The sequence below is a fragment of the Pseudoalteromonas sp. P1-26 genome (assembly GCF_001401795.1).
Taxonomy (GTDB): domain Bacteria; phylum Pseudomonadota; class Gammaproteobacteria; order Enterobacterales; family Alteromonadaceae; genus Pseudoalteromonas.
Window position 1 is genome coordinate 99683 of the sequence record NZ_LKDX01000004.1, and the last position, 23874, is coordinate 123556.

Here is a 23874-nt window from a genome sequence, read left to right on the forward strand (position 1 = left end):
CTTTAATTCAGTAAACAAAAGCCATTACTATTTGGTGTAATTTGTAGCTGAACAATTAATTCAGGGAAGGTACAAATATGTTCAAGGCTTTATCTACTTTGTTGGGTGTTGGTTTATTGTGTTCTTGTGCAATAAATACAAACGTGGGTGAGTATGTGCTTGGTGATGTTGAAACTTCAGTCCGAGGTCACAATGTTGAAGTATTTACAGAACGCCAATTAGTGAGCCACAGAGCAACATTTCTTGGCCAGGTTTCGAGCTATTATTGCCAATTAGAAAGTGATATGCATTTACCACAAGCGGGTCCGTTTGATGATATTAATGGTTCTAGAAGTCAACTCCAGGACACTCTTAAAAGTAAAGTACAGCAAAGGGGTGGCAACGCGATTGTATTTGGACAGTGTTATATCAGTGCTCATGCAGATACTGATTGCCAAAAAGCGCTGAGTTGTGAAGGGTTTGCGTACCAAGTTGAATATTAAAAACTTTTACTATTTCCATCTCGTTACTTAAGGTCTGGACTGTGGCGAATTATCCTAACGCTATCCTAGGTTTGATGTTACTTTTTCATGCTTCTATTACCAGTTGTGCTGAACTTAAACCCTTCACTACAGATGGTTGCAGCTCTTTTCCTGATGGAACAATAGAACATAAAAACTTATGGTTGGCGTGTTGTACAGCCCATGATCTTGCATATTGGCAAGGGGGTACTTTCAAGCAACGTGAGCAAGCTGATATAGATTTAAAAGCATGTGTTGCACAAGTAGGTGAGCAAGAAATTGCAGTATTGATGCTTGCCGGTGTTAGAGTGGGTGGAACACCTTTTTTACCTACTAGCTTTCGCTGGGGTTATGGCTGGCCATACCCTAAGCTTTATGGTGAACTAACAGAGCAAGAGCGCTTACAAGTTGAAAGTCGTCTAGCTGAGCTTAAAACTAAATAACCTATAGCTATCTAAATTCTTTACAGGTTTTTGATGCATCGTTGATCACAGTTGCTTCAGAGCTTTTGGAAAAATCTGATGACATGTAAAGACCTAATTGATGGTCGGGCATTTTAATGCGTGTAATACCATTAAAGCGGTGAGGCTCAATATCTTTTGCAATCACAGCAGGAAGGGCTGTTATACCAGCTCTGTTCTTAGCCACAAAATCAACGTCTTGTTGCCATGTACTGACTTGATGTTCATGGCTTATCGATTCATTTTTATCAATGCCTAAATATTTAAGCATTAAGGTACGTGCCCCAGTTCCGCGTTTATAGACGATACCATTTTAGTTTGCCTGTCTGCGTAAATTCTCGATACTCAAGTCTGGGTTAGTACTGTGGCTGATTAACTCATATCCAACTTGATAAATTGTTGCTGAGCGAGTCGCAAATAGATCTCTCTGTGGTAACAATAAAAGAGGCATGGCAATATCTACTTCATTGTTTTGCAGCATTTTAATATGCCGTGCTTGCGGTACAGTGATTACGTCGTAGTTGCTATCAAGTTGATTGATAACGCAGCTATAGGCTGATTTTAATTCACCGTTAAATTGTTTGCGTGAGTACTTTAATGACTCGCCATTTTCACTTGATACACCAATAAGCACTTTAGCGGAAATTGAATGACTGAGTGAAATACTCATTAGAGCGAATAAGGTAAATAAAAAACGTAATAAATCTATTTATTAAAACATAATGTGGTAAGAGGTGAGTAATTTAGCAATGGCTACTCATAAATACAATATGGTTGCTGGAGCCAAAGCAGTGTGATTAATTTTACATATCAGCTTGCTGACTATTTCTTACTTTAAAACAATGAAATAAAGAGATTTTTGCTCAGTTAAGCTGAAACTACCGCTGCTAAAATCATGTAGCATTTTGTAGCTTACAGATGAACTATCGAAAGATAAATTAAGAGCTCTGATTGTTCATAACATAGGCTGGGGTCCTAAAATGGAAGATAGGTTATTCACTTACAAAATTACAGGGCATTACCGATATAAACCCTAACATTCACATTAGGCTTCAATTAGTTACCACTTTAATATACATTTAAGATATCGCTTGTACCTGTATTAGGTTTGGGCTAATTTTAACTTGAAAGGGATTTATATGAAAAATGTTAGTAAATGCATTGCCAGCTTATTGTTGCTACTTCCGACGACTATTTTTGCTGCTCAAGAAGTTGTGATTGAAAAGTCAGATAAATTTACCGAACTGTCAAAAGGCTTAAAGGTAAGTGTTAGAACTGGCCCTACAAAAAATGCCAAAATTTATGACTTTTCGACCAAAAAAATAACCATCAACGATGAGCATGGTGCGCCTTTTCAACGTTACTATTTGCAAATTACCACAGCAGATAAAGAATGGGCTAAGGAAATCATTACGTTTGATGATAAAACAAATACAATTGACTTAAATGCACTACTTTTTGGTCAATTGGTAGACACTTCTGAACTGAAGAAATTAGACTCAGCGCACGCTTTTTCTTTATATAATCGCCTTGAAAGTATCCTCTCGGAAGAATACGGAACATTTGAACAGGTTTATAATAATGGCCTTGCTGACTATTTAAATTATATGTCGATAGACGCCGGTTTTGAGAATTACATAGCAAGAACCGGGGGAGCGGGCGATAAACTCACAGAATCACTAAAAGAAATAAAGATGCCGCCTCTTGTTGAACACCAACAATTAATAAGTGAGTTTATTAAGGCTGTAAATCAAAAAGACAAAACATGGTTGTTGGCACAGCAAAGACCTAATTCCTCACAGCGAGACTCGGGAATTTATGCGCGCGGTCTAAACGTGCTGTTTGAGTATTTTGATAGCATAGGTAACCCTACAAAGTTTAATATTACCCGAGAAACACAAGGTCGCTCTTATGACCTTAATTCTAATAAATACTTTATTGTTGAATTACTTGAGCACAAAGGCCGAAGAGAAAAAATAGAGATGGAGTTTATGTTTGTAGATACTTATGGTGGCCGTTTCATTGCTGAATACGACATTACAGGTGTTCGTTTTCGTTAAGTAACGGGTTAAGTAAAGTTGAAAAGCCGCAGGTTACGAAAACGTGCGGCTTTGATATTTCTTCGTTATAGCCCTGCTTTTTTAGCGCGAGCAGCGTGTAGCTTTTTATAGCTTTCGATTAAACGAAGGTGCCTGTCTAAGCCCTCAAGCTTCATGCTGGTTTCTGTTAAACCATAGAACATAACATCGCCGTTGATTGAGCCAACGACTGCATCCATCGTTTCTTGACCAAACATACGGGTGAAGCTATGAATGTAATCTTCAATCTCTAGGTCATCGCTGAGTGCGACTTCCAATGTTGCATGCATTGCTTGGTAGAATAGGCCGCGTTCAACAATGGTATTGTCGTTATACTGTAAGAATGCTTCAACAAGCTCCATTGCTGCTTCTAAATCACCAAGTGCTAAGTAAATAAGTAGCTTCAGCTCAAGAATCGTTAGCTGACCCCACACTGTGTTTTCATCAAACTCAATACCGATTAAGGTGATGATATCTATGTAGTTATCTAGTTCACTTTCTTCTAAGCGCTCAACTAAATCAGCAAGTTGATCTTCTGATAAACGATGCAGGTTTAAGATATCCTCGCGGAAGTTAAGTGATTTATTGGTATTGTCCCAAATCAAGTCTTCCACAGGATAAACTTCTGAGTAATCAGGCACTAAAATACGACATGCAGTACCAAGATCTGAGAACTCAGCAATGTAAGCTTCTTTACCTAAGCTTTCTAAAATACCGAATAAGCTCGCTGTTTCTTCTTCATTGCTACCTGAGAAATCCCATTCAACAAAATCATAATCGTGCTTAGCGCTGAAGAAGCGCCATGAGATCACGCCAGTTGAATCAATGAAGTGCTCTACAAAGTTTTCCGGTTCAGAAACTGCCATACTATTGAATGTTGGCTTAGGTACATCGTTTAAGCCTTCGAAGCTTCTGCCTTGTAATAACTCAGTTAAGCTGCGCTCTAATGCAACTTCAAAGCTTGGGTGCGCACCAAAAGAAGCAAATACACCGCCTGTTTTAGGGTTCATGAGTGTTACGCACATCACTGGGAACTGACCACCTAGCGAGGCATCTTTTACTACAACAGGGAAACCTTGTTCTTCAAGACCATTAATACCCGCAACAATACCTGGGTATTTATTTAAAACGTCCTCTGGAACGTCTGGTAAAACAATTTCTTGTTCTATGATTTGGCGCTTAACTGCACGCTCAAAGATTTCAGATAAACACTGTACTTTTGCTTCGGCAAAGTTGTTACCAGCACTCATACCATTACTTAAGAATAAGTTTTCAATTAGGTTTGAAGGGAAGTAAACCGTTTCACCGTCTGACTGGCGAACATAAGGAATAGAGCAAATACCACGTTCTTTATTACCAGAGTTAGTATCGATTAAGTGTGAGCCACATAGCTCACCATCTGGATTATAAATTTCACGGGTATAATCATCTAATATGCCCTCTGGTAGAGAGTCATCATCAGTCAGAGCAAACCACTTTTCATTTGGGTAATGAACAAACTCGCTATTGGCAATGTCTTCGCCTAAGAACTGATCGTTATAGAAGAAGTTACAGTTTAAGCGCTCAATAAACTCGCCCAAAGCTGAGCATAGCGCGCTTTCTTTAGTTGCACCTTTACCATTGGTAAAACACATTGGCGACGCTGCATCACGAATATGAAGTGACCATACATTTGGCACAATATTACGCCAAGAAGAGATTTCGATTTTCATCCCTAACTCTTCAAGGATGCCCGTCATATTTGCGATGGTTTCTTCAAGGGGTAAGTCTTTACCTAAAATAAAGGTATTACTGTCATCACCTGGTTTTGCCATCAACATTGCTTGCGCGTCTGCTTCGATGCTTTCAACAGTATCGATTTTAAACTCTGGGCCAGTTTGAATAACACGTTTTACTGTACAACGCTCAACAGAACGTAAAATACCCGTGCGGTCTTTCTCAGAAAGGCCTTCTGGTAACTCAACCTGAATTTGAAAAATTTGGTTATAGCGGTCTTCTGGATCAACGATATTGTTTTGTGCAACACGAATACCATCTGTCGGGATATCGCGTGAATTACAATACACTTTAATAAAGTAAGCCGCACACAATGCAGAAGATGCTAAGAAGTAATCGAATGGACTTGGTGCAGTACCATCACCCTTATAGCGAATAGGTTGGTCTGCAATGACAGAGAAATCATCAAACTTGGCTTCAAGCCTGAGGTTGTCGAGAAAATTAACTTTAATTTCCATTAAAAAATTCCACCTTTGTGCGCGTTGTTATCTAAAGCTTTGTTTGCCAGATAAGCGTTTTCAACATAATAGGCGTAATTATCTGCTTTTTCGAAGTAATAGTCTTGGGTAAATCGAAAAAAAACTGATTTTAATGCAATAAGTTTCTGGTTGGGTAAGGAGGAGGCGATAACAAAGCTGTCATCGCTAAAAATTAAACACTCGAACCACGAATAATTAAACGTGGTGGTAAAAGGGTATTCTCTACATTTTCACCACGAATAAGTTTGAGTAGGTTATCGACCAACATTTGTCCGGCGAGGGTGGTGTCTTGCTGTACGGTGGTAAGTGGTGGGTTTACAAAGCTGGCAACAGCAATGTTATCAAAGCCAACAACATGTACATCATCAGGAACCTTGATTTTCGCTTCTTTCAAGGCGCGAATAGCACCAATAGCAATAAGGTCACTGGCGGCAAACAATGAGTTAAAGCGAATGTTATTTGCTATGAGGGAACGAGTCGCGTGATAGCCTGATTCTTCAGTTGAAATAGCATTTGCCATCTTACGTTCGTTTAAAGCCACGCCTTTGGCTAAGAAAGCATCTTTAAAACCCTGGTAGCGAGCAAAAAATTCAGGGCTATGATCAGAAGCATCACCAATAAATGCACAGTCGGTTCTACCGGTTGCGAGTAAATGTTCTGCTGCTAATTTACCACCGCCGTAGTTATCGCAGCTGACTGTTAAATCTGGGCGGTTATCGACGCTTGCACCCCAACAGACAAACTTAGTATGTTGGTCAATTAAGGTTTTAAATTTAGGTTGGTAATCGAGGTAATCACCATAACCAAGCAGTATTAAGCCATCTGCACGGTGGCTGTCTTCGTAATCGGCTTGCCAATCAGAGCTGCTCGACTGAAACGATACCAGTAAGTCGTAGCCTTCTTTTGCACAAGCTCTTGTAATACTGCCTAGCATCGCCAAAAAGAAAGGGTTTATTTGTGATTCATCCGAAGTGGGATCTTCAAATAATAAAAGGGCGAGGGTGCTACTTTGTTGAGTTCTTAAGTTACTGGCATTTTTATCAACTTTATAGTTGAGCTGTTTTGCTACCTCATGAACACGTCGACGCGTTTCTTCGTTGACTAAAGGGCTATTTCGCAGCGCGCGAGAGACGGTTGACTGCGACACACCCGCATAATGTGCAATGTCAAAAGATGTCGCCTTACCTTTCATATGGTTACCAAATAACAGAAGTAGTAATTGCCATTTTCGGCTATTTAATATTTTTTTCAAGCTATTTGTGACAAGCGGCGTGTGTGTGGCTGTTCTGTACACAGCTAGGTATTTTTTATGCGTATATAAATGCTTTTTCGATACTTAATACGCAGGTTTTTCCATTAAATACGTATGCATGCACAAATAATGAAAATTTTTATTGATCCTAATCTGACACCGGTGTCATAATGTCACTGTTTTATCATTTTGTTGTCAAAACGTATTTGGCTGCCCATTCATTTGGGCAGCATTTTTTTAATACAAAAGATAGCTTCTTTGAGGCAATGACCCAAAGTTTAGCAGACACAGTGGCTTTGCCATTGAAAACTAGAAAAATAAGCGGCAACTAGCTTAGACAAATAGAGAAAACATCATGAACACACAGACAACTACAGAATTCGCTCCTATTCTTGTTGCCGATATCGGCGGCACTAACGCTCGTTTCGCTTTAATCACTGACTTTAATGCACAAACTAACCAGTTTGTTATCGAGCACAATTTAACTTTTCCAAGTGCTGACTTTGGCTCTTTAGAAAGTGCGATAAACCAGTACTTCAGCCAAATTTCGTTTCCAAAGCCAAGCCGTGCATGTTTAGCAGTAGCTGGCCCGATCAAAGCAGGCCAAGTTCACTTAACAAACCTTGGCTGGCACTTTAACGTTGCAGATTTAAAAGCTGAGTTTTCATTTGAGCAACTTGAAGTAATCAACGACTTTGCAGCATTTGCCTATGCAGCACCTTATTTAGATGATTCGCAAAATATGGCTGTTAAAGCAGGCCAGGCTGATGAAAATGCGAATATCGCAGTTATGGGGCCAGGTACAGGTTTTGGTGCTGCGTGTTTAGTTCGCACATCACAAGGCAGCGCTGTTCTTAGCTGCGAAGCAGGGCACATTACCCTTGCGGCAGTGACAGAGTTAGACCGCTTGTTAATCACTGAGCTTAAAAAGCAGTTAAATCATGTATCTGTTGAGACTGTGTTCTCAGGCCCTGGTATTGCGCATTTATATGGTGCTATGGCTGCGGTAAAAGGCGTTGAAGCGAAGAATTTAGATGCTGCACAAATCAGCGAGCTTGCAACCACTGGTCAGTGTGAAGTCTGTGATGCAACACTTAATCAATTTTGTGATTGGATTGGCAGCGTAGCAGGGGACTTAGCCCTGACATTTGGCGCATTAGGTGGCGTATTTATTGGCGGTGGTATTTTACCTCGCATGCAACAACGTCTATTATCTAGTCGATTTGTTGAGCGTTTTGCAGACAAAGGCATTATGTCGCAATATACTTCACAGATCCCCGTTACGCTTGTAACACAAGACAACATTCCATTCATTGGTGCTGCTGCGTGTATACATGTTAAAAGTAACGCGTAATTAGCAGTTGGATGTAGAGCGGATGAAGAAAGTAACCATCAACAGTGTCGCCAGCTATGCCGGTGTATCGAAAAAAACAGTATCTCGCGTGCTTAACAATGAGCCTAACGTGAGTGATGCAACGCGCGAAAAAGTACTTAAAGTATTTAAAGAGCTTGATTACACACCAAACCCAATCGCTCGTGGCTTGGCACAAAACCGCAGTTTTATTATTGGTTGCTTGTATGACAATCCGAGTAAAAGCTATATTACCCGTGTACAAACCGGTGCTTTAGCGGCATGTCATGAGCTTAACTACAATTTATTGATCCACCCATGTGAATTACGCGGCGAAGAATTAATTAGTAACATTGAGCAATTAATTCAAACCTCACGATTAGACGGCATTGTACTGACCCCACCATTTTCTGATTTTCCTGAACTTGTAAGCTTTTTAAAGTCGAAAAAGATCCCTTATGCCCGTGTCGCATCTGCGGTACTTGAAGACGATTCTATTTCGGTAAGAAGTAATGACGAGCAGGGAGCGTTTGAAATAACAGAGCATCTTATTAAGCTGGGCCATAAAGAAATCGCCTTCATCAAAGGTCACCCTGATCACAGTGCGACAGAGCAGCGTTTTAAAGGTTATCGAAGAGCGCTTGCGTCAAATGGTATTGAGTTTGATGAACGCTTAGTTGAAGAAGGTAACTTCAGTTATCACTCTGGTGTTGACAGTGCTCGTACAATCTTAGATTTGAACCCTCGCCCAACAGCGGTATTTGCTTCAAATGATTACATGGCAGCGGCGGTATTAAAGCTTGCTACGCAAATGCAGTTAAGAGTGCCAGATGATATTTCTATTGCTGGGTTTGATAATGCCCCAATTGCACGTCATATTTGGCCAGGGTTAACGACCATTGCACAACCAGTTGAAGAAATGACTCAGCAAGCAGTTAAGCAATTGATCACTCATATTGGTGATCCACAAGAGTCGCCTTATCAAGTAACCCTTGAAGCAAAGCTCATTACTCGTGAGTCGACAGCAGCAATTAAATAAATTTCATCTTGTTTTTTCACAGTAGCCCGAGAATGAGTGACGCGTTCTCGGGCTTTTTTATTTCAAGCTTAAAAACTTAATGAAACGCTATAAGTTACTGTTTTTATACCAATCCGCTTAATTAAGTAGTCTATTTTGAGGCAATAAAACCTCGTTGATAACAAGGCAAAAATTTCGTTATTTACTTGTTCTAAATGAGAAATTTTTAACACAGTTAGCGACAGGTTTAATCCCTCAAAATGATTAAGTATTATTGCGGGTTGGTATTAATTAAAACAAACCCCAAAGCTTGTCTTGCCTATAGGCCTTTAATAGTGGCACTTCACATGAATTCTACTCATATTCTACTAAAATAAAATTGTTCATTATTTGGTCATTTAAAAAAATTAAACTAAATTTAACAGATAAGGTTGACACCGGTGTCACAGTCATGAGTTAATACAGTGACACCGGTGTCAGGTTGGTTGTGAGAGACAGCCTGTCAGCGTACCTTTGAACGGGTAAATCAAAGTTGCTCAGTACAATTATTTTCGTGGAGTCTGTAATTGTTACTGAGCCTTTATCCTCTAACTATAGAGATGAGTCGAATTTATATGTTGCATCCTCGTATCCAAGAAGTCACCGAACGCGTTATCGAACGCAGTAAAGAGACCCGCCAAGCCTATTTAGAGCGAATCGCGCACGCAAAAAAACAAACAAGAGTTCGTGCTGGTTTAGGCTGTGGTAATATTGCACACGTTATGGCTGCTTGTAGCAGCGATGACAAAGCTCGTTTAAAAGCAGACGAGCAACCAAATCTAGCTATCATCAACGCTTATAACGATATGCTTTCTGCGCATGTTCCTTACAAAGACTATCCAGAAATTATCAAAAGCCTTGCCACTAAGTTTGATGCTACAGCACAGGTTGCTGGTGGTGTACCTGCTATGTGTGATGGTGTTACACAAGGCCGTGATGGCATGGAGCTTTCATTGTTCTCGCGTGACGTGATTGCAATGTCTACTGCGGTTTCTTTATCGCATGACGTGTTCGACGGTGTTTTCTGTTTAGGTGTATGTGACAAGATTGTCCCAGGACTTTTAATTGGTGCCTTATCATTTGGTCATTTACCAACGTATTTCTTACCAGCCGGTCCAATGCAATCGGGTATCCCAAATAAAGAAAAAGCCCGTGTTCGTCAAAAGTTTGCACAAGGCTTAGTAAGTCGCGAAGAGCTTTTAGAAGCAGAAAGCGCATCGTATCACAGTGCAGGTACCTGTACTTTCTACGGTACAGCAAACTCTAATCAAATGTTAATGGAAATCATGGGTCTACATTTACCAGGTAGCTCTTTCATTAACCCTTACACAGAACTACGTGATGGTTTAACAGGTCATGCTGTAGAAACCATGTTAAAGCAGCTAATCGAAACAAAAGATGCTAACTGCCTTGCAGACGTAGTAAGTGAAAAAACAATTATTAATGGTTTAGTTGGCTTGTTATCAACAGGCGGCTCAACAAACCACGCAATCCACCTAGTAGCAATTGCAAAAGCAGCGGGTGTAATCCTTACTTGGAAAGACATGGCTGACTTATCAGAAGTTGTGCCACTTCTTACACGTATTTACCCGAACGGCTCAGCCGATGTGAACCACTTCCAAGCTGCCGGCGGTATGGGCTTTTTAATGAAGCAACTACTTAGCAAAGGTTACTTACATAACGACGTGAAAACGATTGTGGGTGATGGCTTAGAAGCATACACCACAGAGCCAATGCTAGATAAAGATTCATCAGTGATCATGACTAACAGCACTGGCCCAAGCAAAGTTAAATGGGTAGCGTGTCCAGAAAAATCACACGATGAAGAAGTGTTACGTCCGATTGATAACCCGTTTAGCAAGCAGGGTGGTTTACAGCTTCTTACAGGTAACCTTGGTAAAGCTGTTATCAAAGTATCGGCAGTGGCTGAGTCACATCAAGTTGTTTCTGCACCAGCTAAAGTATTTAGCTCACAAGGTGAGTTACAAGAAGCGTATAGCCGTGGTGAATTAAACACAGACTTTATTGCTGTAATTAAAGAGCAAGGTCCAAAAGCGAAAGGCATGCCTGAGCTTCACAAATTGACGCCAGTAATGGCAACACTACAAGACCAAGGCTACAAAGTGGCGATTGTGACTGACGGCCGTATGTCGGGTGCATCAGGTAAAGTTCCTGCTGCAATCCACTTAGCACCAGAAGCGGTTGAAGGTGGTGTAATCGCAAAAATTCACGAAGGTGATTTAGTGACGCTTGATGCACCAGCGGGTGTATTGAAAGTACACGTAAGCGATGAAGAATTAGCAAAACGTGAATTACAACTTAGCCAACCAAGCCAAACATATGGTACAGGCCGAGAGTTATTCGCAGGTTTCAGAAATATAGTAAGTAGTGCAGACCTAGGCGCAAGTGCCTTTGGTTTAGAATAATAATACGCCGTTACTGGGCTATGAGGAACAAACAATGAGCATTGAGAAAATTTTATCATCGGCACCTGTGGTACCGGTTGTTGTTATCGAAAAACTTGAAGATGCAGCACCCCTTGCACGTGCGCTTTATAACGGTGGCTTAAAAGCACTAGAAATTACTTTACGTACGCCTATTGCGGCAGAAGCTGTAAAGCTAATGAAAGAAGCCGTACCAGAAGCATACGTTGGCACAGGTACTGTGGTTGATAAAGCGACATTTAATGCATCTGTTGAAGCCGGTGCTGACTTCATGGTTAGCCCAGGTGTTAACGACGAATTATTAGCACTGGCTAAAGACACTGATATTCCATTTTTACCAGGTGCAGCAACACCGAGTGAAGTAATGAAATTAGCAAGCCATGGCTTTAAGTTCTTAAAGTTCTTTCCTGCAGAAGCAGCAGGTGGCACTGCAATGCTGAAATCAATTGGTGGCCCTTTACCACAAGTAACTTTTTGCCCTACAGGCGGCATTAGCCTTGAAACAGCACCTAACTACCTGGCACTTAAAAACGTAATTTGTGTAGGTGGTACTTGGATGCTAGATAAACAACTTATTGAAAACAAAGACTGGCAAGCCATTGAAGCGCTTGCTCGCCAAGCAAGTGAAGTAAAATAATTAACGGGAGATATTAGAATGATTAATGTTGCAATTAATGGCTATGGACGTATCGGTCGTAACGTATTACGTGCCCTTTATGAGTCAGCTCAAAACAACGAAATCAAAATCGTTGCAATCAACGATTTAGCACCAGCAAATGTTAACGCGCATTTAACTCAATTTGACTCAGTACACGGTCAATTTTCTCAAAAAGTAACACTTGCTGAAAACACTATGCTAATTGGTAATGACGAAATTACCCTTACACAAGAGCGTGATCCAGCAAACCTTCCTTGGAAAGCTCTAAACGTAGATATCGTTTTAGAATGTACTGGTTTATTCACTTCACGTGACGCTGCGGCTAAACACATTGAAGCGGGTGCTAAAAAAGTAATCGTTTCTGCACCTGGCACGGACATGGATGCAACAGTTGTTCATGGTGTTAACAGCGAAGTATTAAACGCTGACAGCAACATCATTTCAAATGCATCATGTACAACAAACTGTTTAGCGCCAATTGCAAAAGCAATCAACGATACAGTAGGTATTGATCAAGGTAGCATGACGACAATTCATGCCTACACAAACGATCAAAACTTATCTGACGTTTATCACCCAGACTTATACCGTGCACGTAGTGCAACTCAGTCAATGATCCCAACGAAAACAGGTGCAGCTAAAGCAGTTGGTTTAGTACTTCCTGAACTTGCGGGTAAACTTGACGGTATGGCAGTACGTGTACCAACAATCAACGTTTCTTTAGTAGATTTAACGTTTGTTGCTAAGCGTGAAACAACTGCAGCAGAAATCAACGAAGTCGTTAAAGCAGCATCAGAAGGTGCAATGCAAGGTATTCTTGAATACAACGAATTACCGCTTGTTTCTATCGACTTTAACCACAACCCTGCGTCTTCAATCTTCGATTCTACCCAAACTAAAGTAGATGGTAAGCTTGTTAAAGTGATGGCTTGGTACGACAACGAGTGGGGTTTCTCAAACCGCATGTTAGACCAAGTTAAAGCGCTAGGTCAGTTCTTATAAAAGAACAGTAAAAGTTTAAGCTTTATCCAACAAAGCCACGTTTATCGTGGCTTTTTTGGTTTTTGCTGGATAAAAGCATTTATTCACAGTATCTTGTCTTTAAACATTTTTAGGGACAGATGATGAATAAATTTTTAATACCTTTATGCCTCTTGTTAGTGTCTTGCTCATCAACACAAGATAAAAACCTACCCGATTTTAATATTCCCAAAGATGTGATATCAAAAGCAAAAGACGATTTCAGACGATCTGATGATAAAATTTTATTTATGATGATGGTTAATCAAGCGGGTGATGTTGTGAAAGTCAGTGTATTAGATAATAAGCTGCAAAATAAGCAATTCTTAAATATGTTTAAAAAGAATATGTATAACCTTAAATATCCAAAAGCTCAGCAAGGGGACCCTGAATTTAGAGAATTCATTTTACCATTTGGTGTAAAAACTGAAGTAGAATTCTATGGTTAATCCCATTTTATGAGGAAAATAATGAAAAAAATCTTATTAACTACTTCACTCTTTGTAATGTCGTTACTGCCTAGTTATGCTTCAGCATCAGAAGAAGCTCAGCAACTTGCAGTGTGTTTAACTGATTCACTAAATGGCAAAGAGCGGAAAAATCTCGCTAAGTGGATTTATCTGGGGATGTCGACGCATAGTATTATTAAACCTTTCTCGAACGTGACAGAGCAAGATATAGATGAAACTAATCGCTATGTTGGTGCATTAGTTACGCGTTTATTAACCGAAGACTGCCCAAAGCAAGCAAAGGCTGCGATTGAAGTCGGCGGTCAGGGGGCAATGGAAAACGCATTCGGTATTGTCGGTGAAGTTGCAATGCAAGAGTTAATGGCTGAGCCAAGTGTGGGTAATGCTCTAGGTGCATTCGATAAATACCTAGATCAAGATAAGTTTGATAAAGCATTTCAATAATAGTTTAAAGGCTTATTATTTTATAAGCCTAAATCGTTTCATAGGGATATGGATATTCAATAATCTTAGACAGTTATTCGCTAATAACTGGTTATGTACACATAATAGTAATGGTCTAGCGGATATTTGTTCCTAAATTCTTCTGTGTTAAGCTGCAAAAAATTGATAAATGGATTTTTATATTATGGCACGTCTTTATCATCGGCTATTTAGGGCTGAGCAGTTTCAAGTGGGTGAAGGCAATATCAGTGGCTACATTGCTTGCTTCTTAGCGATTTTATCCTGTTTAGGGGTATTAGCATTTCATTTTCCAGAGTACTTAACGACCCCAGAGCTCAGGCAAAATTACAGTGTCGAGTTTTTACGCCAGCTGATGTTTGTGGCATTGATTATTTCAGGCAGTTTAGGGTTGTTGAACTTTGTTCGTAATACTAATAAGCGGCTCGGTGCAACGGCTTGGGTGTTGATCTTACTTGCTATTGCATTTGGTGGGCCGAATGTTGAAGTGGGTGATTTTAGAGATAATACGCCGTACTTGGGGCTTGATTGGTTCATTCTTGATTTACTTGGCTCCACACTGATTTTTATTCTAATTGAGAAGCTCCTGCCGCACCGTAAAGAACAAAAAATTCTCCGCTCTGAGTGGCAGGGTGATTTAAACCATTTCTTTGTTAATCACTTAATTATTGGTTTTGTATTGCTGGCTACCAATCAGTTCGTGCATCACGCATTTGGCTGGGCTGTGTCTGATACTGTACAAGGCTTTATTATTCAACTGCCATTTGTACTGCAGTTATTTTTAATTATTTTAGTGGCCGATTTAATGCAGTATTTTGTGCATAGAGCTTATCACGAAGTACCCCTGCTTTGGCGTTTTCATGCTGTGCATCACAGTGCAAAAGAAATGGATTGGCTTGCAGGCTCTCGTCAGCATATTTTAGTAATACTCGTGACGCGTAGCTTAGTGCTCACACCTATTTTTGTGCTCGGCTTTCCATCGGATGTTATTAGCCTATATGTCATTATTGTTGGCTTTCAGGCTGTGTTTAACCACGCTAATGTTCGGGTGAAGTTTGGTTGGCTAAAGTATTTGCTGGTTACGCCTCAGTTTCATCATTGGCATCATTCATCTGATAAAGCGGCCATTGACCGTAACTATGCCGCGCATTTTTCTTTTTTAGATTATCTATTTGGTACTGCTGTAAAAGGTCAAGCAGAGTGGCCCGATAAATATGGTGTAGTTGGCGATTACATGCCCGAAGGAATGTTAAAGCAGCAGGTGTTCCCGTTTAAAAAGCAAAAATAAAGCCTCACTGAGGCTTTATTTATAATTATCTACACTCATAATCGCGAAACTAGCTCAGAAAAGCGAGGGCGTTTGTCAGAGTTGAGTACTAAGCACTCTTGAGCTATGTCAGTAAGCATGTTGGTAATGTCGTTTTCTTCACTCACTACAGTCAGTAAATCATCGATGAAATAACCAAGGGCGCGTACTTCAATGCCTTCTAATAGCTGCTGTTGATTAGGTGTCAGCATTGATAAGTCAGTTGCCGCACCAAAGTCACCAAATAATAACTCGCCATGTGAATTGATCATGCTGTTATGGGCATAAATGTCACCATGGCTTACTTGTTTTTGATGCAAATGGGCGAGGGTACTTGCCATTTGCTTGACAATTTTTAGTACCATTTCTGGAGAATACTGGCTGTTGTCTTCGAATGTGTCACGGGTACAAGTTGCAAGAGAGGGGGGCAAACCAAGATTACTAAACTCTTTACTGATAAGCTCCATCACTAAACCAAGTTGTGACTCTTCATCGACATAGCCCAATGCTTTAATGAGATTTGGATGCTCACTTGCTTTTAAACAACAATTTAGCTCATCAAGTGGATAGCCATCACTGGTGATCTCGCCTTTAAATAACTTAAGGGCAACAGGACGTTGATGCCAATTGGCCAAATGAATGACCCCAGACGCACCTTGGCCAATCTGCTTTTTAACTTCGAATTCATCCAGTGCAATTTTGCTAAACTGCTCACAGTGTAAGCTAGTTGAGCGATTTAAATCGTTACCAGAGAAGCCAAGCCAAGCAAGTTTCGGTAAAGCTAAAAGCCAATCTTCAACTTTTGTAAGCTTATTGGCACTTAAACGGATTAGCTCAAGCTCTTTACAATTAGCCATCGAAGCTGGCAAATCAGTTAACTGATTACCTGCCAGTGAGAGCTTTTTAAGCTTGCTGTACTCACCAAATGTATCAGGTAAAGCAGGAATTTGATTATCAGTTAAGATCAGCCATTCAATCTTCGTTGGTAAACAGTGCGCTTTAAATTCAGTAATTTGATTACCTTTAAATGCCACCATGATTAAGTTTGGGCATTGTCTTAGCACGTCTGGAATATGTTTAAACTGATTAAATGATAAAAACAGCCGTTTGAGATTTTTTAATTTGTAAAAATCGTCAGGTAAATCACTTAGCTGATTATTAGATAAATCGAGGATTTCTAACGTATCGGCTAGGGTATAAATTTCTTTTGGCAATTCGGTTAGTTCTGCAACAAGCTGAAGCCGTGTACAACCTTGTAGAGAACCGGCTTTTAACTCTTCGAGGGTATTCAATGTTGATTCCTTTGGGCTAAAAGGTAAAAGGCCAACTTGGTTGGCCTTTTTAATTAAAACTGTGCGTTGTGGTAAACGTTTTGTACGTCGTCACAGTCTTCTAGCATGGCTAAAAAGCGTTCCATGACTTCAACGTCTTCACCTTCAATGGGGGCTTCTACTTGCGGCACAAAAGCAATTAGATCTTCGTGGAAATCAGTAATCCCCATTTCTTCAAGTGCTGTACGGGTATTGTTGTACTCAGTGTGTGGAGCGAATACAGTCACTTTACCGTCTTCAACTTCTACATCTGTTACATCTACATCTGCCATCATTAGTGCTTCTAAAACAGCCTCGTCATCATCACCATCAAATACAAAAATAGCGAGGTGATCAAATAAGTGTGATACTGAGTTTTGCGCACCAATTTTTGCATTCGCTTTTGTAAAACAAACACGTACGTCAGCAAAGGTACGTTTGTTGTTGTCGGTTAAACAGTCAACAATGATCATACAGTTGCCCGGGCCGTAACCTTCGTAGCGAGTTGCTACATAATCTTCGCCGCCACCGCCTTTGGCTTTATCGATTGCACGCTCGATTACATGCGTAGGTACTTGGTCTTTCTTAGCACGCTCAATTAAGCGACGAAGCGCTAAGTTGCCATCGGGATCAACACCACCATTCTTAGCGCAGATATAAATTTCTTTTCCGTACTTTGAATAAACTTTGGTTTTTGCACCCGCAGTTTTTGCCATTGAGTCTTTTTTGTTTTGATAAGCTCTGCCCATCTGCGTGTTGCCTTTTTGTTATAGATAAAAATAAAGCGGTTATTCTAATCATTTAACCTACTAGTTAACAGTGTTTATTCATCGCTTTGCTGTAACTGCCACATTCGTGCGTATTCACCATTTGCTGCAAGCAGTTGATGGTGCTGACCTTGCTCAACAACCTGTCCTTGTTTCATAACAATAATTTTGTCAGCGTCAGTAATTGTTGATAAACGATGCGCAATGACTAAGCTGGTATGTCTTTGTGCGACTTCACGCATCGCACTTAAAATAGCTTGCTCTGAATGCGAATCTAGCGCCGATGTTGCCTCATCAAATAATAAAATCGGTGAACCTTTTAAAATGGCTCTGGCAATTGCAATGCGTTGTTTTTCACCGCCTGATACTTTTAAACCGCGTTCACCAACAAGGGTTTTATCGCCTTTATCTAGGCTGGCAATAAATCCATCTAAATGGGCAAGGTTTATGGCTTTATCAATTTCATCTTCGCTTGCCGTTGGATTTCCGTAGGCGATGTTTTCGCGAATACTGGTGTTAAATAGCACGGTATCTTGCGGTACGATGGCAATTGCTTGGCGCAAACTTTCAAGTGTCACAGTGTTGATTGCTTGCTCATCGATATAAATTTTACCTGCATCAACATCATAAAAACGGTAGAGCAGGCGGCTTAGAGTGCTTTTACCTGCGCCACTGGCACCCACAATCGCCACTTTGCTGCCAGAAGTAACCTCAAAGCTTAAGTTATTTAAAATTGGCCTTTGTTTGTCGTAACTAAACGACACATTTTCAAATCGGATAGCTGCTTTGGTTGCATTTAATGGTTTTGCATCTTTGTCATCGCTAATAGCGGCTTTTCGATTTAACAGCCCCAGCATGTTTTCAAGGTCAGTCAGCGCACGGCGTATCTCACGATAAACAAAACCTAAAAAGTTAAGCGGTAAAAATAACTGGATCATATAAGCATTGATCATCACAAGCTCACCTATTGTTAGCTCTTTGTTGACCACTGAGCTGGCACCTAGCCACATTAGCGCTGTAATAGCCGCGGCAATAATAAGTGCTTGCCCTGAATTAAGCGCAAGTAACGATAAACGATTTTTTAGCCTCGCTTGTTCCCACTTAGCTAAAAAGCCGTCGTAGGTGCTCGCTTCATAGTGTTCATTGTTGAAGTACTTAACGGTTTCGTAATTTAGTAAGCTGTCGATTGCACGGGTGTTTGAGTTGTTATCGGCAGCATTTGCTTCACGAATAAATCGGTTACGCCACTGAGTTACAATCACAGTAAAAGCAATGTAACTAGCAACCGCAATTAATGTGACCAGTGCAAACCAAGGTGAAAACAAGGTTGCAAAAATAATGGCTACTGTGATTATTTCAAATAGCGTTGGCACGATGTTAAACATCAAAAAGCGCATTAAAAAGCTGAGGCCACTTGTGCCACGCTCTATATCGCGACTGATACCGCCTGTTTGCCTGTCAAGATGAAAGGCAAGTTCTAAACTATGCAAGTGTTTAAAAACTTTTAAGCCAATATGTCTCATTGCGTGCTCAGTAACACGGCCAAATAACGCATCGCGTACTTCACCAAAAAATACACTGGCAAAGCGCAGTAAACCATAGGCGATCAGCAAGGCAATAGGAACGCTTAATAGCGGGTTGATACTCGCATCAACCGCGTCAATTATTTCTTTTAGTGCCCAAGGCATCAGCAATGTGGCGCCTTTTGCAGCAATAAGCGCTAAGATGGCTAAAATAACCCGGCCTTTAAAGGTCATTAAATAGGGCCAGAGTGTTTTTATGCTTTGTGATAGGTTCATTGCATCAGGCGATCTCGTCACCTGTTCTTTGCGGCTCATTCCACGCATGAGGGTCTCTTAAAATCAATTTGATAAAAATAGGCAAAAGCTTTCGTGTTTTAGGCAAGTGTAATTTGTTAACTTACCTCTATACTGAATGCATTATACACCAGCGCATTAGCAAATTAGTTAATGCATGAGTAAAACACGAAGAAAACTAAGGAGTAAGCATGAAAACCGTCGGTTATGCAGCACATGATTCTGAAAAACCATTAGAGCCGTATCATTTTGAACGCCGTGCACTTCGTGATGAAGATGTATCAATTGAAATTCTATATTGTGGCGTGTGCCATTCTGACTTACACACCGCAGAAAACGACTGGGGCTGGACTCAGTACCCAGTGGTACCAGGCCATGAAATCGTTGGTCGCGTCCTTGAAGTAGGCAGCGGCGTTACAAAATATAAAGTGGGCGATAATGTTGCTGTGGGTTGTATGGTTGATAGCTGTTTAAGCTGTGACCAGTGTCATAACGGTGAAGAGCAGTTTTGTCGCGAAGGGATGGTAGGAACTTACTCAGGACAAGACCGCATTAGTGGTGAGCTCACTCAAGGTGGTTATTCAAAACACATTGTGGTGCGTGAAGAGTTTGTATTGAGCGTGCCTGAAGGCTTAGACCTTGCTAAATGTGCACCAATTTTATGTGCGGGTATCACAACCTATTCGCCACTACGCACGTGGAATGTCGGCCCAGGTAGCCGTGTTGGTGTGATTGGGCTAGGTGGTTTAGGTCATATGGCAATAAAAATCGCAGCTGCAATGGGCGCACATGTTACGGCAATTAGCCGTAGTGATAAGAAAAAACAGCAGGTTTTATCTTATGGCGCAAAAGATTTATTGGTATCGAGCGATGAAGCTGCCATGCAAGCGCATGCAAATCAATTTGATGTGATCATTAATACCATTCCGGTAAAACACGACTTTACGCCGTATATTCCGCTTTTAGATATTGATGGTACGCAAGTATTGGTTGGTCAAGTGGGTGAACTTGAAGAAACTAACTCAGTGCCATTATTAATGGGACGTCGCCGTGTTGCTGGCTCATTGATTGGTGGTATAGCGCAAACTCAAGAAATCCTCGATTTCTGTGCACTGCATAATATTCTGCCAGAAGTTGAAATGATTAAAATGGACCAAATAAATGACGCATTCGATAAGTTAAAGCAAGGTGATATGGCCTCACGCTTTGTTATCGATATGTCATCATTAGAAGTTTAACAAAGTTAAATTACTAAGCGGGCTTAATTAGGCCCGCTTTTGTTTTAGTCACTTTTATTTAAGTAATAACTTGTGTTTTATTTTTTTGCCCTCATTATATCCCTGTTATCCACTTAATTTATTGGTCAGTTCTTGTTACGGTTTTTCTCAGTCATTATCTTGCTATTTACTGTGTTCTTTAGCGCACAGAGCATGGCTATGCCTGACACGCACTCACACTTTGCTGCGACTAAATTGTTCCAAGTCGAGCTGACTAAAACCCCAGTTATTTCCCAAACTCATACAGTTGAACATCCTAAACCGGTAGAACCATCCGGGTTTGATACCCTAGTGCCGCGTTTAACTGCCAGTAATTCATCATTATTTCTTTATCACAGTCAGGTTGACCCTGATTACGAGTTATTAATTGAATTCTTTGCTGAAGACTGGAGAAAAGAGCACTTTTTAGCGCCGCCAGGTGTAGTGCGTGTACTCCCATGGTTTGCATTAGCAACTCAACGAAAATCCCGCATTAGTGGCTGGAAAGACGCCAACCTCTTGTACAAAGCCAATACCACCTACCATAGCTAAACGACTTCCTTCGTTACTTTTTATTTTTTTAATTAAATATTTACCGGCTGACAATGCCGGAAGGAAGTCATGTATGTCACATAAATCAAAGCCGGCGCTATGGCGTCGTCTAAAAATGAGTTATGTCGCTATGATAGCGGCGTGTTTTTTATTAGCGGTTAGTGCACTACCTAACCTTTACCCTAACAAATCTTGGTTGCACATTAGCTTGCCAGATCAAACTGTGACGCTGCAAAGTGTGACAACATCACTAAATCAACATGGTTTTGAAGTGACTGAAGCCAATGATAGCCAAGCACAGCTGGCTATTTTATTAGCTGAGCCGACTCAAAGTGCCAATGCGCTGAGTTTTATCAAAACACAATATCCACAACTAGAGGCTAAAATTGTTGAGCATGCGACAAGCCCGCAATGGCTCCAGCAGCTGGGTCTATCACCGATTAAATTGGGACTCGATTTAAATGGTGGGGTGTTATTTGTGCTTGATGTTGACCTTGATAAAGCAATGCAAGAGTACTTAAATAGTGTGTATCAACAAACTAAATTGACGCTTCGTAAAGACAAAATCCGTGGGATCCGGGCAAGTGAAGTCAAAGAAGGGGTTGAGCTACAAATTTTACCAAGCTCCGAGGAGCAACTCTCAGGGCTTGTTTCAACGTTGCAAGGTCAATTCAAAGGCCTGATGCAAACTAAATCAACAACGAATAACCTAACTACGGTATTACTACATTTTAACGAGCAAAGCCAAAGCGAATTTAATAAACAAGTTATGGCGCAAAGCTTAACAACCCTGCGTGGTCGCATTGAAGAGCTTGGTATCACTGAAGCGGTAACGCAAAGACAAGGTAAGCAGCGTATTCGCATTGAGTTACCCGGTGTGCAAGACCCATCTGAAGCTAAGCGTATTATTGGTGCAACTGCGACCCTCGATTTTTATCAGGTCGTCGAAGTAGGAGGTAAAGCGTTTAATGTGCAAGGCGGTGGCGTTGTTAATTTAAACCCTGTTGCGATTTTTTCAGGTGATCACATTAATAATGCCAGTGTTGGCAAAGATGAATGGGGCAAGCCTTTAGTTCAGCTTAGTTTAGATTCGCAAGGTGGCGATGCGATGTCTGCATTTTCTAAGCACAATATAGGTAAGCCTATGGCCACGGTGTATTCGGAATACTCACGGGATGCAAATGGCGACGTTGTTAAAAAAAGCGAAGTGATCAATGTGGCAAACATTGCCCAGCATTTAAGTTCTCGTTTTAGTATTACTAATATGAAAAGCCCGCAAGCAGCCTACGATTTAGCGCTTTTACTGCGCGCAGGTTCACTCACAGCGCCAGTGACCATTGTACAAGAACAAACCATAGGCCCAAGCTTAGGCAGTGAAAACATTGAACACGGCTTAGCTGCGTTAATGCTGGGCATCGGTATTACCCTTGCATTTATGGCGCTTTGGTATCGTCGCTTAGGATTGATTGCCAATATTGCTTTACTCCTTAATTTAACGGCTTTAGTTGGTTTAATGTCGTTATTGCCGGGTGTTGTGTTGACACTGCCAGGTATTGCAGGGCTTGTACTAACGATAGGTATGGCAGTTGATACAAATGTGATTATCTTTGAGCGAATAAAAGAAGAGAAACGTAAAGGTCGACCCACTTATCAAGCGATTGAACAAGGCTATAACCAAGCATTTACGACCATTTTTGATGCCAATGTAACAACCATGATCACAGCAATTATCCTATACGCCATTGGATATGGACCGGTGAAAGGCTTTGCAATCACATTAGCGCTTGGGCTATTAACCAGTGTCTTTACTGGCGTTTATATTTCAAAAGCGCTTAGCCAAACACTCTACATTAAACTAACCAATTTGACGGGGGCTAAAGCATGAGTTGGTCAACATTAACTGCAGCGAGTAAAGCACGCGTTTTAGGGTTATTGCTAAGCTGTGTTTTAGTCATCGCAAGCCTAGGTGTTTTATCTGTAAAAGGACTAAATTTTGGCCTTGATTTTACAGGTGGCTACATCACTGAAATCAACACAACGTCAGTCACGACAATTGCTGATTTAAAGGCAAAGTTAAGCCCCGAGGTTGCGAGCAAATTAACCATCACTAAAGCAGGTGAATATCACTTTGTTTTAAGAGAAGCACCAGAGGCTAGCAAAGCCAGTACTTGGCAAGCAGAGCTGAATGACCAAGGTGTAGAGTATAGCGTATTATCTAGCTCATTTTTAGGCTCACAAGTGGGTGATGAGCTTTTTGAACAAGGTTGTTTAGCTTTATTTGCGGCGCTGATTGCAATTATGGTTTATTTAGCAGTGCGCTTTGAATGGCGACTCGCGGTAGGTTCAGTGGTTGCACTGTTACATGATTTAACTTTAGTGCTGGGCTTGTTTTCCTTACTTGGGCTTGAGTTTAATTTAACCGTGCTGGCGAGTTTACTGGCTATTATTGGTTATTCATTAAATGACTCAATTATTGTTGGTGACAGAGTTAGAGAGCTTTTACGTATTCAGCCAGACAATCAACGCATTAACACCCATGTTGTGATTAATGATGCAATTGGCTCTACGTTAACGCGTACATTGATCACCTCAGGCACAACACTTGCGACCATTGCCTGTATTTGGTTGCTTGCTGGTGCTGCATTAACGGGCTTTGCCATTGCGTTATTTGCAGGCATTGTGGTGGGAACCTTCTCATCGATTTGTATCGCCGCTACCTTGCCGCAGTTATTGGGGTTAAGTTCAGAAAATTACACCCAAACACTGGATGATAAAACCAAAGCCTATATGGATATGCCGTAAGTCAGTTTTATAACTTACTTTCATCAGCCGCTATTTTTCCATAGAATAGCGGCTTT

At 40.8% G+C, this 23874-nt stretch carries 22 protein-coding genes and 1 pseudogene; 16 read left to right on the forward strand and 7 right to left on the reverse strand.

The features are described 5' to 3' along the window. The first annotated feature begins 77 nt into the window (after positions 1–77). Both AN394_RS03915 and AN394_RS03920 read left to right on the forward strand, forming a co-directional pair. The gene (locus AN394_RS03915; protein ID WP_055020848.1) at positions 78–482 is read left to right on the forward strand and encodes a hypothetical protein; all 405 of its coding nucleotides are present in this window, start codon (positions 78–80) and stop codon (positions 480–482) included. Positions 483–556: 74 nt separating this feature from the next. Beyond that, a complete protein-coding gene (locus AN394_RS03920) occupies positions 557–943 on the forward strand; it encodes a hypothetical protein (protein ID WP_055020870.1) in 387 nt (128 codons plus the stop codon). A gap of 7 nt (positions 944–950) precedes the next feature. Here the strand turns inward: AN394_RS03920 and AN394_RS03925 are convergent, their stop codons facing one another. Both AN394_RS03925 and AN394_RS03930 read right to left on the reverse strand, forming a co-directional pair. After that, the gene (locus tag AN394_RS03925) at positions 951–1232 is read right to left on the reverse strand and encodes a hypothetical protein (RefSeq protein ID WP_055020849.1); all 282 of its coding nucleotides are present in this window, start codon (positions 1230–1232) and stop codon (positions 951–953) included. A 42-nt stretch (positions 1233–1274) separates the two neighbouring features. Next, positions 1275–1631, reverse strand: coding sequence for a hypothetical protein (locus AN394_RS03930; protein ID WP_055020850.1), 357 nt, complete (start codon positions 1629–1631; stop codon positions 1275–1277). A 268-nt stretch (positions 1632–1899) separates the two neighbouring features. On the opposite strand from AN394_RS03930, the pseudogene AN394_RS21885 reads away from it, so the two are divergent. Both AN394_RS21885 and AN394_RS03935 read left to right on the forward strand, forming a co-directional pair. Beyond that, positions 1900–1998, forward strand: a pseudogene (locus tag AN394_RS21885) (DUF1287 domain-containing protein); the annotation flags it as partial. Between the two features lie 102 nt (positions 1999–2100). Next, positions 2101–3021 (forward strand): hypothetical protein, encoded by a 921-nt coding sequence (locus tag AN394_RS03935; protein ID WP_055020851.1) that lies wholly within the window; start codon positions 2101–2103, stop codon positions 3019–3021. Positions 3022–3086: 65 nt separating this feature from the next. Here the strand turns inward: AN394_RS03935 and AN394_RS03940 are convergent, their stop codons facing one another. Both AN394_RS03940 and AN394_RS03945 read right to left on the reverse strand, forming a co-directional pair. Further along, a complete protein-coding gene (locus tag AN394_RS03940) occupies positions 3087–5273 on the reverse strand; it encodes an OsmC domain/YcaO domain-containing protein (RefSeq protein WP_055020852.1) in 2187 nt (728 codons plus the stop codon). 193 nt (positions 5274–5466) lie between these two features. Further along, a complete protein-coding gene (locus tag AN394_RS03945; protein WP_054561639.1) occupies positions 5467–6486 on the reverse strand; it encodes a LacI family DNA-binding transcriptional regulator in 1020 nt (339 codons plus the stop codon). Positions 6487–6901: 415 nt separating this feature from the next. Between AN394_RS03945 and glk the strand changes: the two genes are divergently transcribed. The 8 genes from glk (at position 6902) to AN394_RS03985 (ending at position 15296) form a co-directional block, all read left to right on the forward strand. Then, entirely contained in the window at positions 6902–7900 is a 999-nt protein-coding gene (gene glk, locus AN394_RS03950; RefSeq protein WP_055020853.1) for a glucokinase, read from the forward strand. 22 nt (positions 7901–7922) lie between these two features. Continuing rightward, positions 7923–8936 carry a LacI family DNA-binding transcriptional regulator gene (locus AN394_RS03955; protein WP_054561637.1) on the forward strand — a complete coding sequence of 338 codons (1014 nt, stop codon included), beginning with the start codon at positions 7923–7925 and terminating at the stop codon, positions 8934–8936. A gap of 593 nt (positions 8937–9529) precedes the next feature. Further along, positions 9530–11380: a phosphogluconate dehydratase gene (gene edd, locus AN394_RS03960; protein WP_054561636.1), complete on the forward strand. Its 1851-nt coding sequence runs from the start codon at positions 9530–9532 to the stop codon at positions 11378–11380. A 34-nt stretch (positions 11381–11414) separates the two neighbouring features. Beyond that, a complete protein-coding gene (locus tag AN394_RS03965; protein ID WP_054551439.1) occupies positions 11415–12035 on the forward strand; it encodes a bifunctional 4-hydroxy-2-oxoglutarate aldolase/2-dehydro-3-deoxy-phosphogluconate aldolase in 621 nt (206 codons plus the stop codon). Positions 12036–12053: 18 nt separating this feature from the next. Then, on the forward strand, positions 12054–13058 hold the full coding sequence (gap, locus tag AN394_RS03970; protein ID WP_054561635.1) for a type I glyceraldehyde-3-phosphate dehydrogenase: 1005 nt from the start codon (positions 12054–12056) through the stop codon (positions 13056–13058). A gap of 122 nt (positions 13059–13180) precedes the next feature. Continuing rightward, entirely contained in the window at positions 13181–13525 is a 345-nt protein-coding gene (locus AN394_RS03975; protein WP_054561634.1) for a hypothetical protein, read from the forward strand. A gap of 21 nt (positions 13526–13546) precedes the next feature. Next, positions 13547–13990, forward strand: a complete 444-nt coding sequence (locus AN394_RS03980) for a hypothetical protein (RefSeq protein WP_082422943.1) — start codon at positions 13547–13549, stop codon at positions 13988–13990. Positions 13991–14159: 169 nt separating this feature from the next. Beyond that, positions 14160–15296, forward strand: coding sequence for a sterol desaturase family protein (locus tag AN394_RS03985; protein ID WP_235576236.1), 1137 nt, complete (start codon positions 14160–14162; stop codon positions 15294–15296). 35 nt (positions 15297–15331) lie between these two features. On the opposite strand, the gene AN394_RS03990 is transcribed toward AN394_RS03985, so the two are convergent. From AN394_RS03990 to AN394_RS04000, 3 genes are all read right to left on the reverse strand, one after another. Then, positions 15332–16606 (reverse strand): protein kinase, encoded by a 1275-nt coding sequence (locus AN394_RS03990; RefSeq protein ID WP_054561632.1) that lies wholly within the window; start codon positions 16604–16606, stop codon positions 15332–15334. A 53-nt stretch (positions 16607–16659) separates the two neighbouring features. Next, positions 16660–17373, reverse strand: coding sequence for a YebC/PmpR family DNA-binding transcriptional regulator (locus AN394_RS03995; protein ID WP_054561631.1), 714 nt, complete (start codon positions 17371–17373; stop codon positions 16660–16662). A gap of 74 nt (positions 17374–17447) precedes the next feature. Continuing rightward, complete coding sequence (locus tag AN394_RS04000) at positions 17448–19190, reverse strand: ABC transporter ATP-binding protein/permease (protein WP_055020872.1); 1743 nt, start codon at positions 19188–19190, stop codon at positions 17448–17450. Between the two features lie 209 nt (positions 19191–19399). On the opposite strand from AN394_RS04000, the gene AN394_RS04005 reads away from it, so the two are divergent. From AN394_RS04005 to secF, 4 genes are all read left to right on the forward strand, one after another. Beyond that, positions 19400–20446, forward strand: a complete 1047-nt coding sequence (locus tag AN394_RS04005) for an NAD(P)-dependent alcohol dehydrogenase (RefSeq protein ID WP_054561630.1) — start codon at positions 19400–19402, stop codon at positions 20444–20446. A 198-nt stretch (positions 20447–20644) separates the two neighbouring features. Further along, on the forward strand, positions 20645–21016 hold the full coding sequence (locus tag AN394_RS04010) for a hypothetical protein (RefSeq protein ID WP_152966934.1): 372 nt from the start codon (positions 20645–20647) through the stop codon (positions 21014–21016). Between the two features lie 73 nt (positions 21017–21089). Next, entirely contained in the window at positions 21090–22901 is a 1812-nt protein-coding gene (secD, locus tag AN394_RS04015) for a protein translocase subunit SecD (protein WP_054561628.1), read from the forward strand. Beyond that, positions 22898–23818 (forward strand): protein translocase subunit SecF, encoded by a 921-nt coding sequence (gene secF / locus AN394_RS04020; RefSeq protein ID WP_055020855.1) that lies wholly within the window; start codon positions 22898–22900, stop codon positions 23816–23818. Before secD ends, secF begins: the two co-directional genes overlap by 4 nt. Positions 23819–23874: the final 56 nt, after the last annotated feature.

What these genes read in the sequence shown, in the direction of transcription:
- gap (WP_054561635.1), top strand. Translation starts at nt 12,054, where the DNA reads ATGATTAATGTTGCAATTAATGGCTATGGACGTATCGGTCGTAACGTA.
- AN394_RS04005 (WP_054561630.1), top strand. Translation starts at nt 19,400, where the DNA reads ATGAAAACCGTCGGTTATGCAGCACATGATTCTGAAAAACCATTAGAG.
- AN394_RS04010 (WP_152966934.1), top strand. Translation starts at nt 20,645, where the DNA reads ATGCCTGACACGCACTCACACTTTGCTGCGACTAAATTGTTCCAAGTC.
- AN394_RS03940 (WP_055020852.1), bottom strand. Translation starts at nt 5,273, where the DNA reads ATGGAAATTAAAGTTAATTTTCTCGACAACCTCAGGCTTGAAGCCAAG.
- AN394_RS03945 (WP_054561639.1), bottom strand. Translation starts at nt 6,486, where the DNA reads ATGAAAGGTAAGGCGACATCTTTTGACATTGCACATTATGCGGGTGTG.
- AN394_RS03995 (WP_054561631.1), bottom strand. Translation starts at nt 17,373, where the DNA reads ATGGGCAGAGCTTATCAAAACAAAAAAGACTCAATGGCAAAAACTGCG.
- secF (WP_055020855.1), top strand. Translation starts at nt 22,898, where the DNA reads ATGAGTTGGTCAACATTAACTGCAGCGAGTAAAGCACGCGTTTTAGGG.
- AN394_RS03965 (WP_054551439.1), top strand. Translation starts at nt 11,415, where the DNA reads ATGAGCATTGAGAAAATTTTATCATCGGCACCTGTGGTACCGGTTGTT.
- AN394_RS03980 (WP_082422943.1), top strand. Translation starts at nt 13,547, where the DNA reads ATGAAAAAAATCTTATTAACTACTTCACTCTTTGTAATGTCGTTACTG.
- AN394_RS03975 (WP_054561634.1), top strand. Translation starts at nt 13,181, where the DNA reads ATGAATAAATTTTTAATACCTTTATGCCTCTTGTTAGTGTCTTGCTCA.
- AN394_RS03955 (WP_054561637.1), top strand. Translation starts at nt 7,923, where the DNA reads ATGAAGAAAGTAACCATCAACAGTGTCGCCAGCTATGCCGGTGTATCG.
- AN394_RS03930 (WP_055020850.1), bottom strand. Translation starts at nt 1,631, where the DNA reads ATGAGTATTTCACTCAGTCATTCAATTTCCGCTAAAGTGCTTATTGGT.
- AN394_RS03925 (WP_055020849.1), bottom strand. Translation starts at nt 1,232, where the DNA reads ATGCTTAAATATTTAGGCATTGATAAAAATGAATCGATAAGCCATGAA.
- AN394_RS03985 (WP_235576236.1), top strand. Translation starts at nt 14,160, where the DNA reads ATGGATTTTTATATTATGGCACGTCTTTATCATCGGCTATTTAGGGCT.
- AN394_RS03935 (WP_055020851.1), top strand. Translation starts at nt 2,101, where the DNA reads ATGAAAAATGTTAGTAAATGCATTGCCAGCTTATTGTTGCTACTTCCG.
- AN394_RS03920 (WP_055020870.1), top strand. Translation starts at nt 557, where the DNA reads ATGTTACTTTTTCATGCTTCTATTACCAGTTGTGCTGAACTTAAACCC.
- AN394_RS03915 (WP_055020848.1), top strand. Translation starts at nt 78, where the DNA reads ATGTTCAAGGCTTTATCTACTTTGTTGGGTGTTGGTTTATTGTGTTCT.
- AN394_RS04000 (WP_055020872.1), bottom strand. Translation starts at nt 19,190, where the DNA reads ATGAACCTATCACAAAGCATAAAAACACTCTGGCCCTATTTAATGACC.
- edd (WP_054561636.1), top strand. Translation starts at nt 9,530, where the DNA reads ATGTTGCATCCTCGTATCCAAGAAGTCACCGAACGCGTTATCGAACGC.
- glk (WP_055020853.1), top strand. Translation starts at nt 6,902, where the DNA reads ATGAACACACAGACAACTACAGAATTCGCTCCTATTCTTGTTGCCGAT.
- secD (WP_054561628.1), top strand. Translation starts at nt 21,090, where the DNA reads ATGTCACATAAATCAAAGCCGGCGCTATGGCGTCGTCTAAAAATGAGT.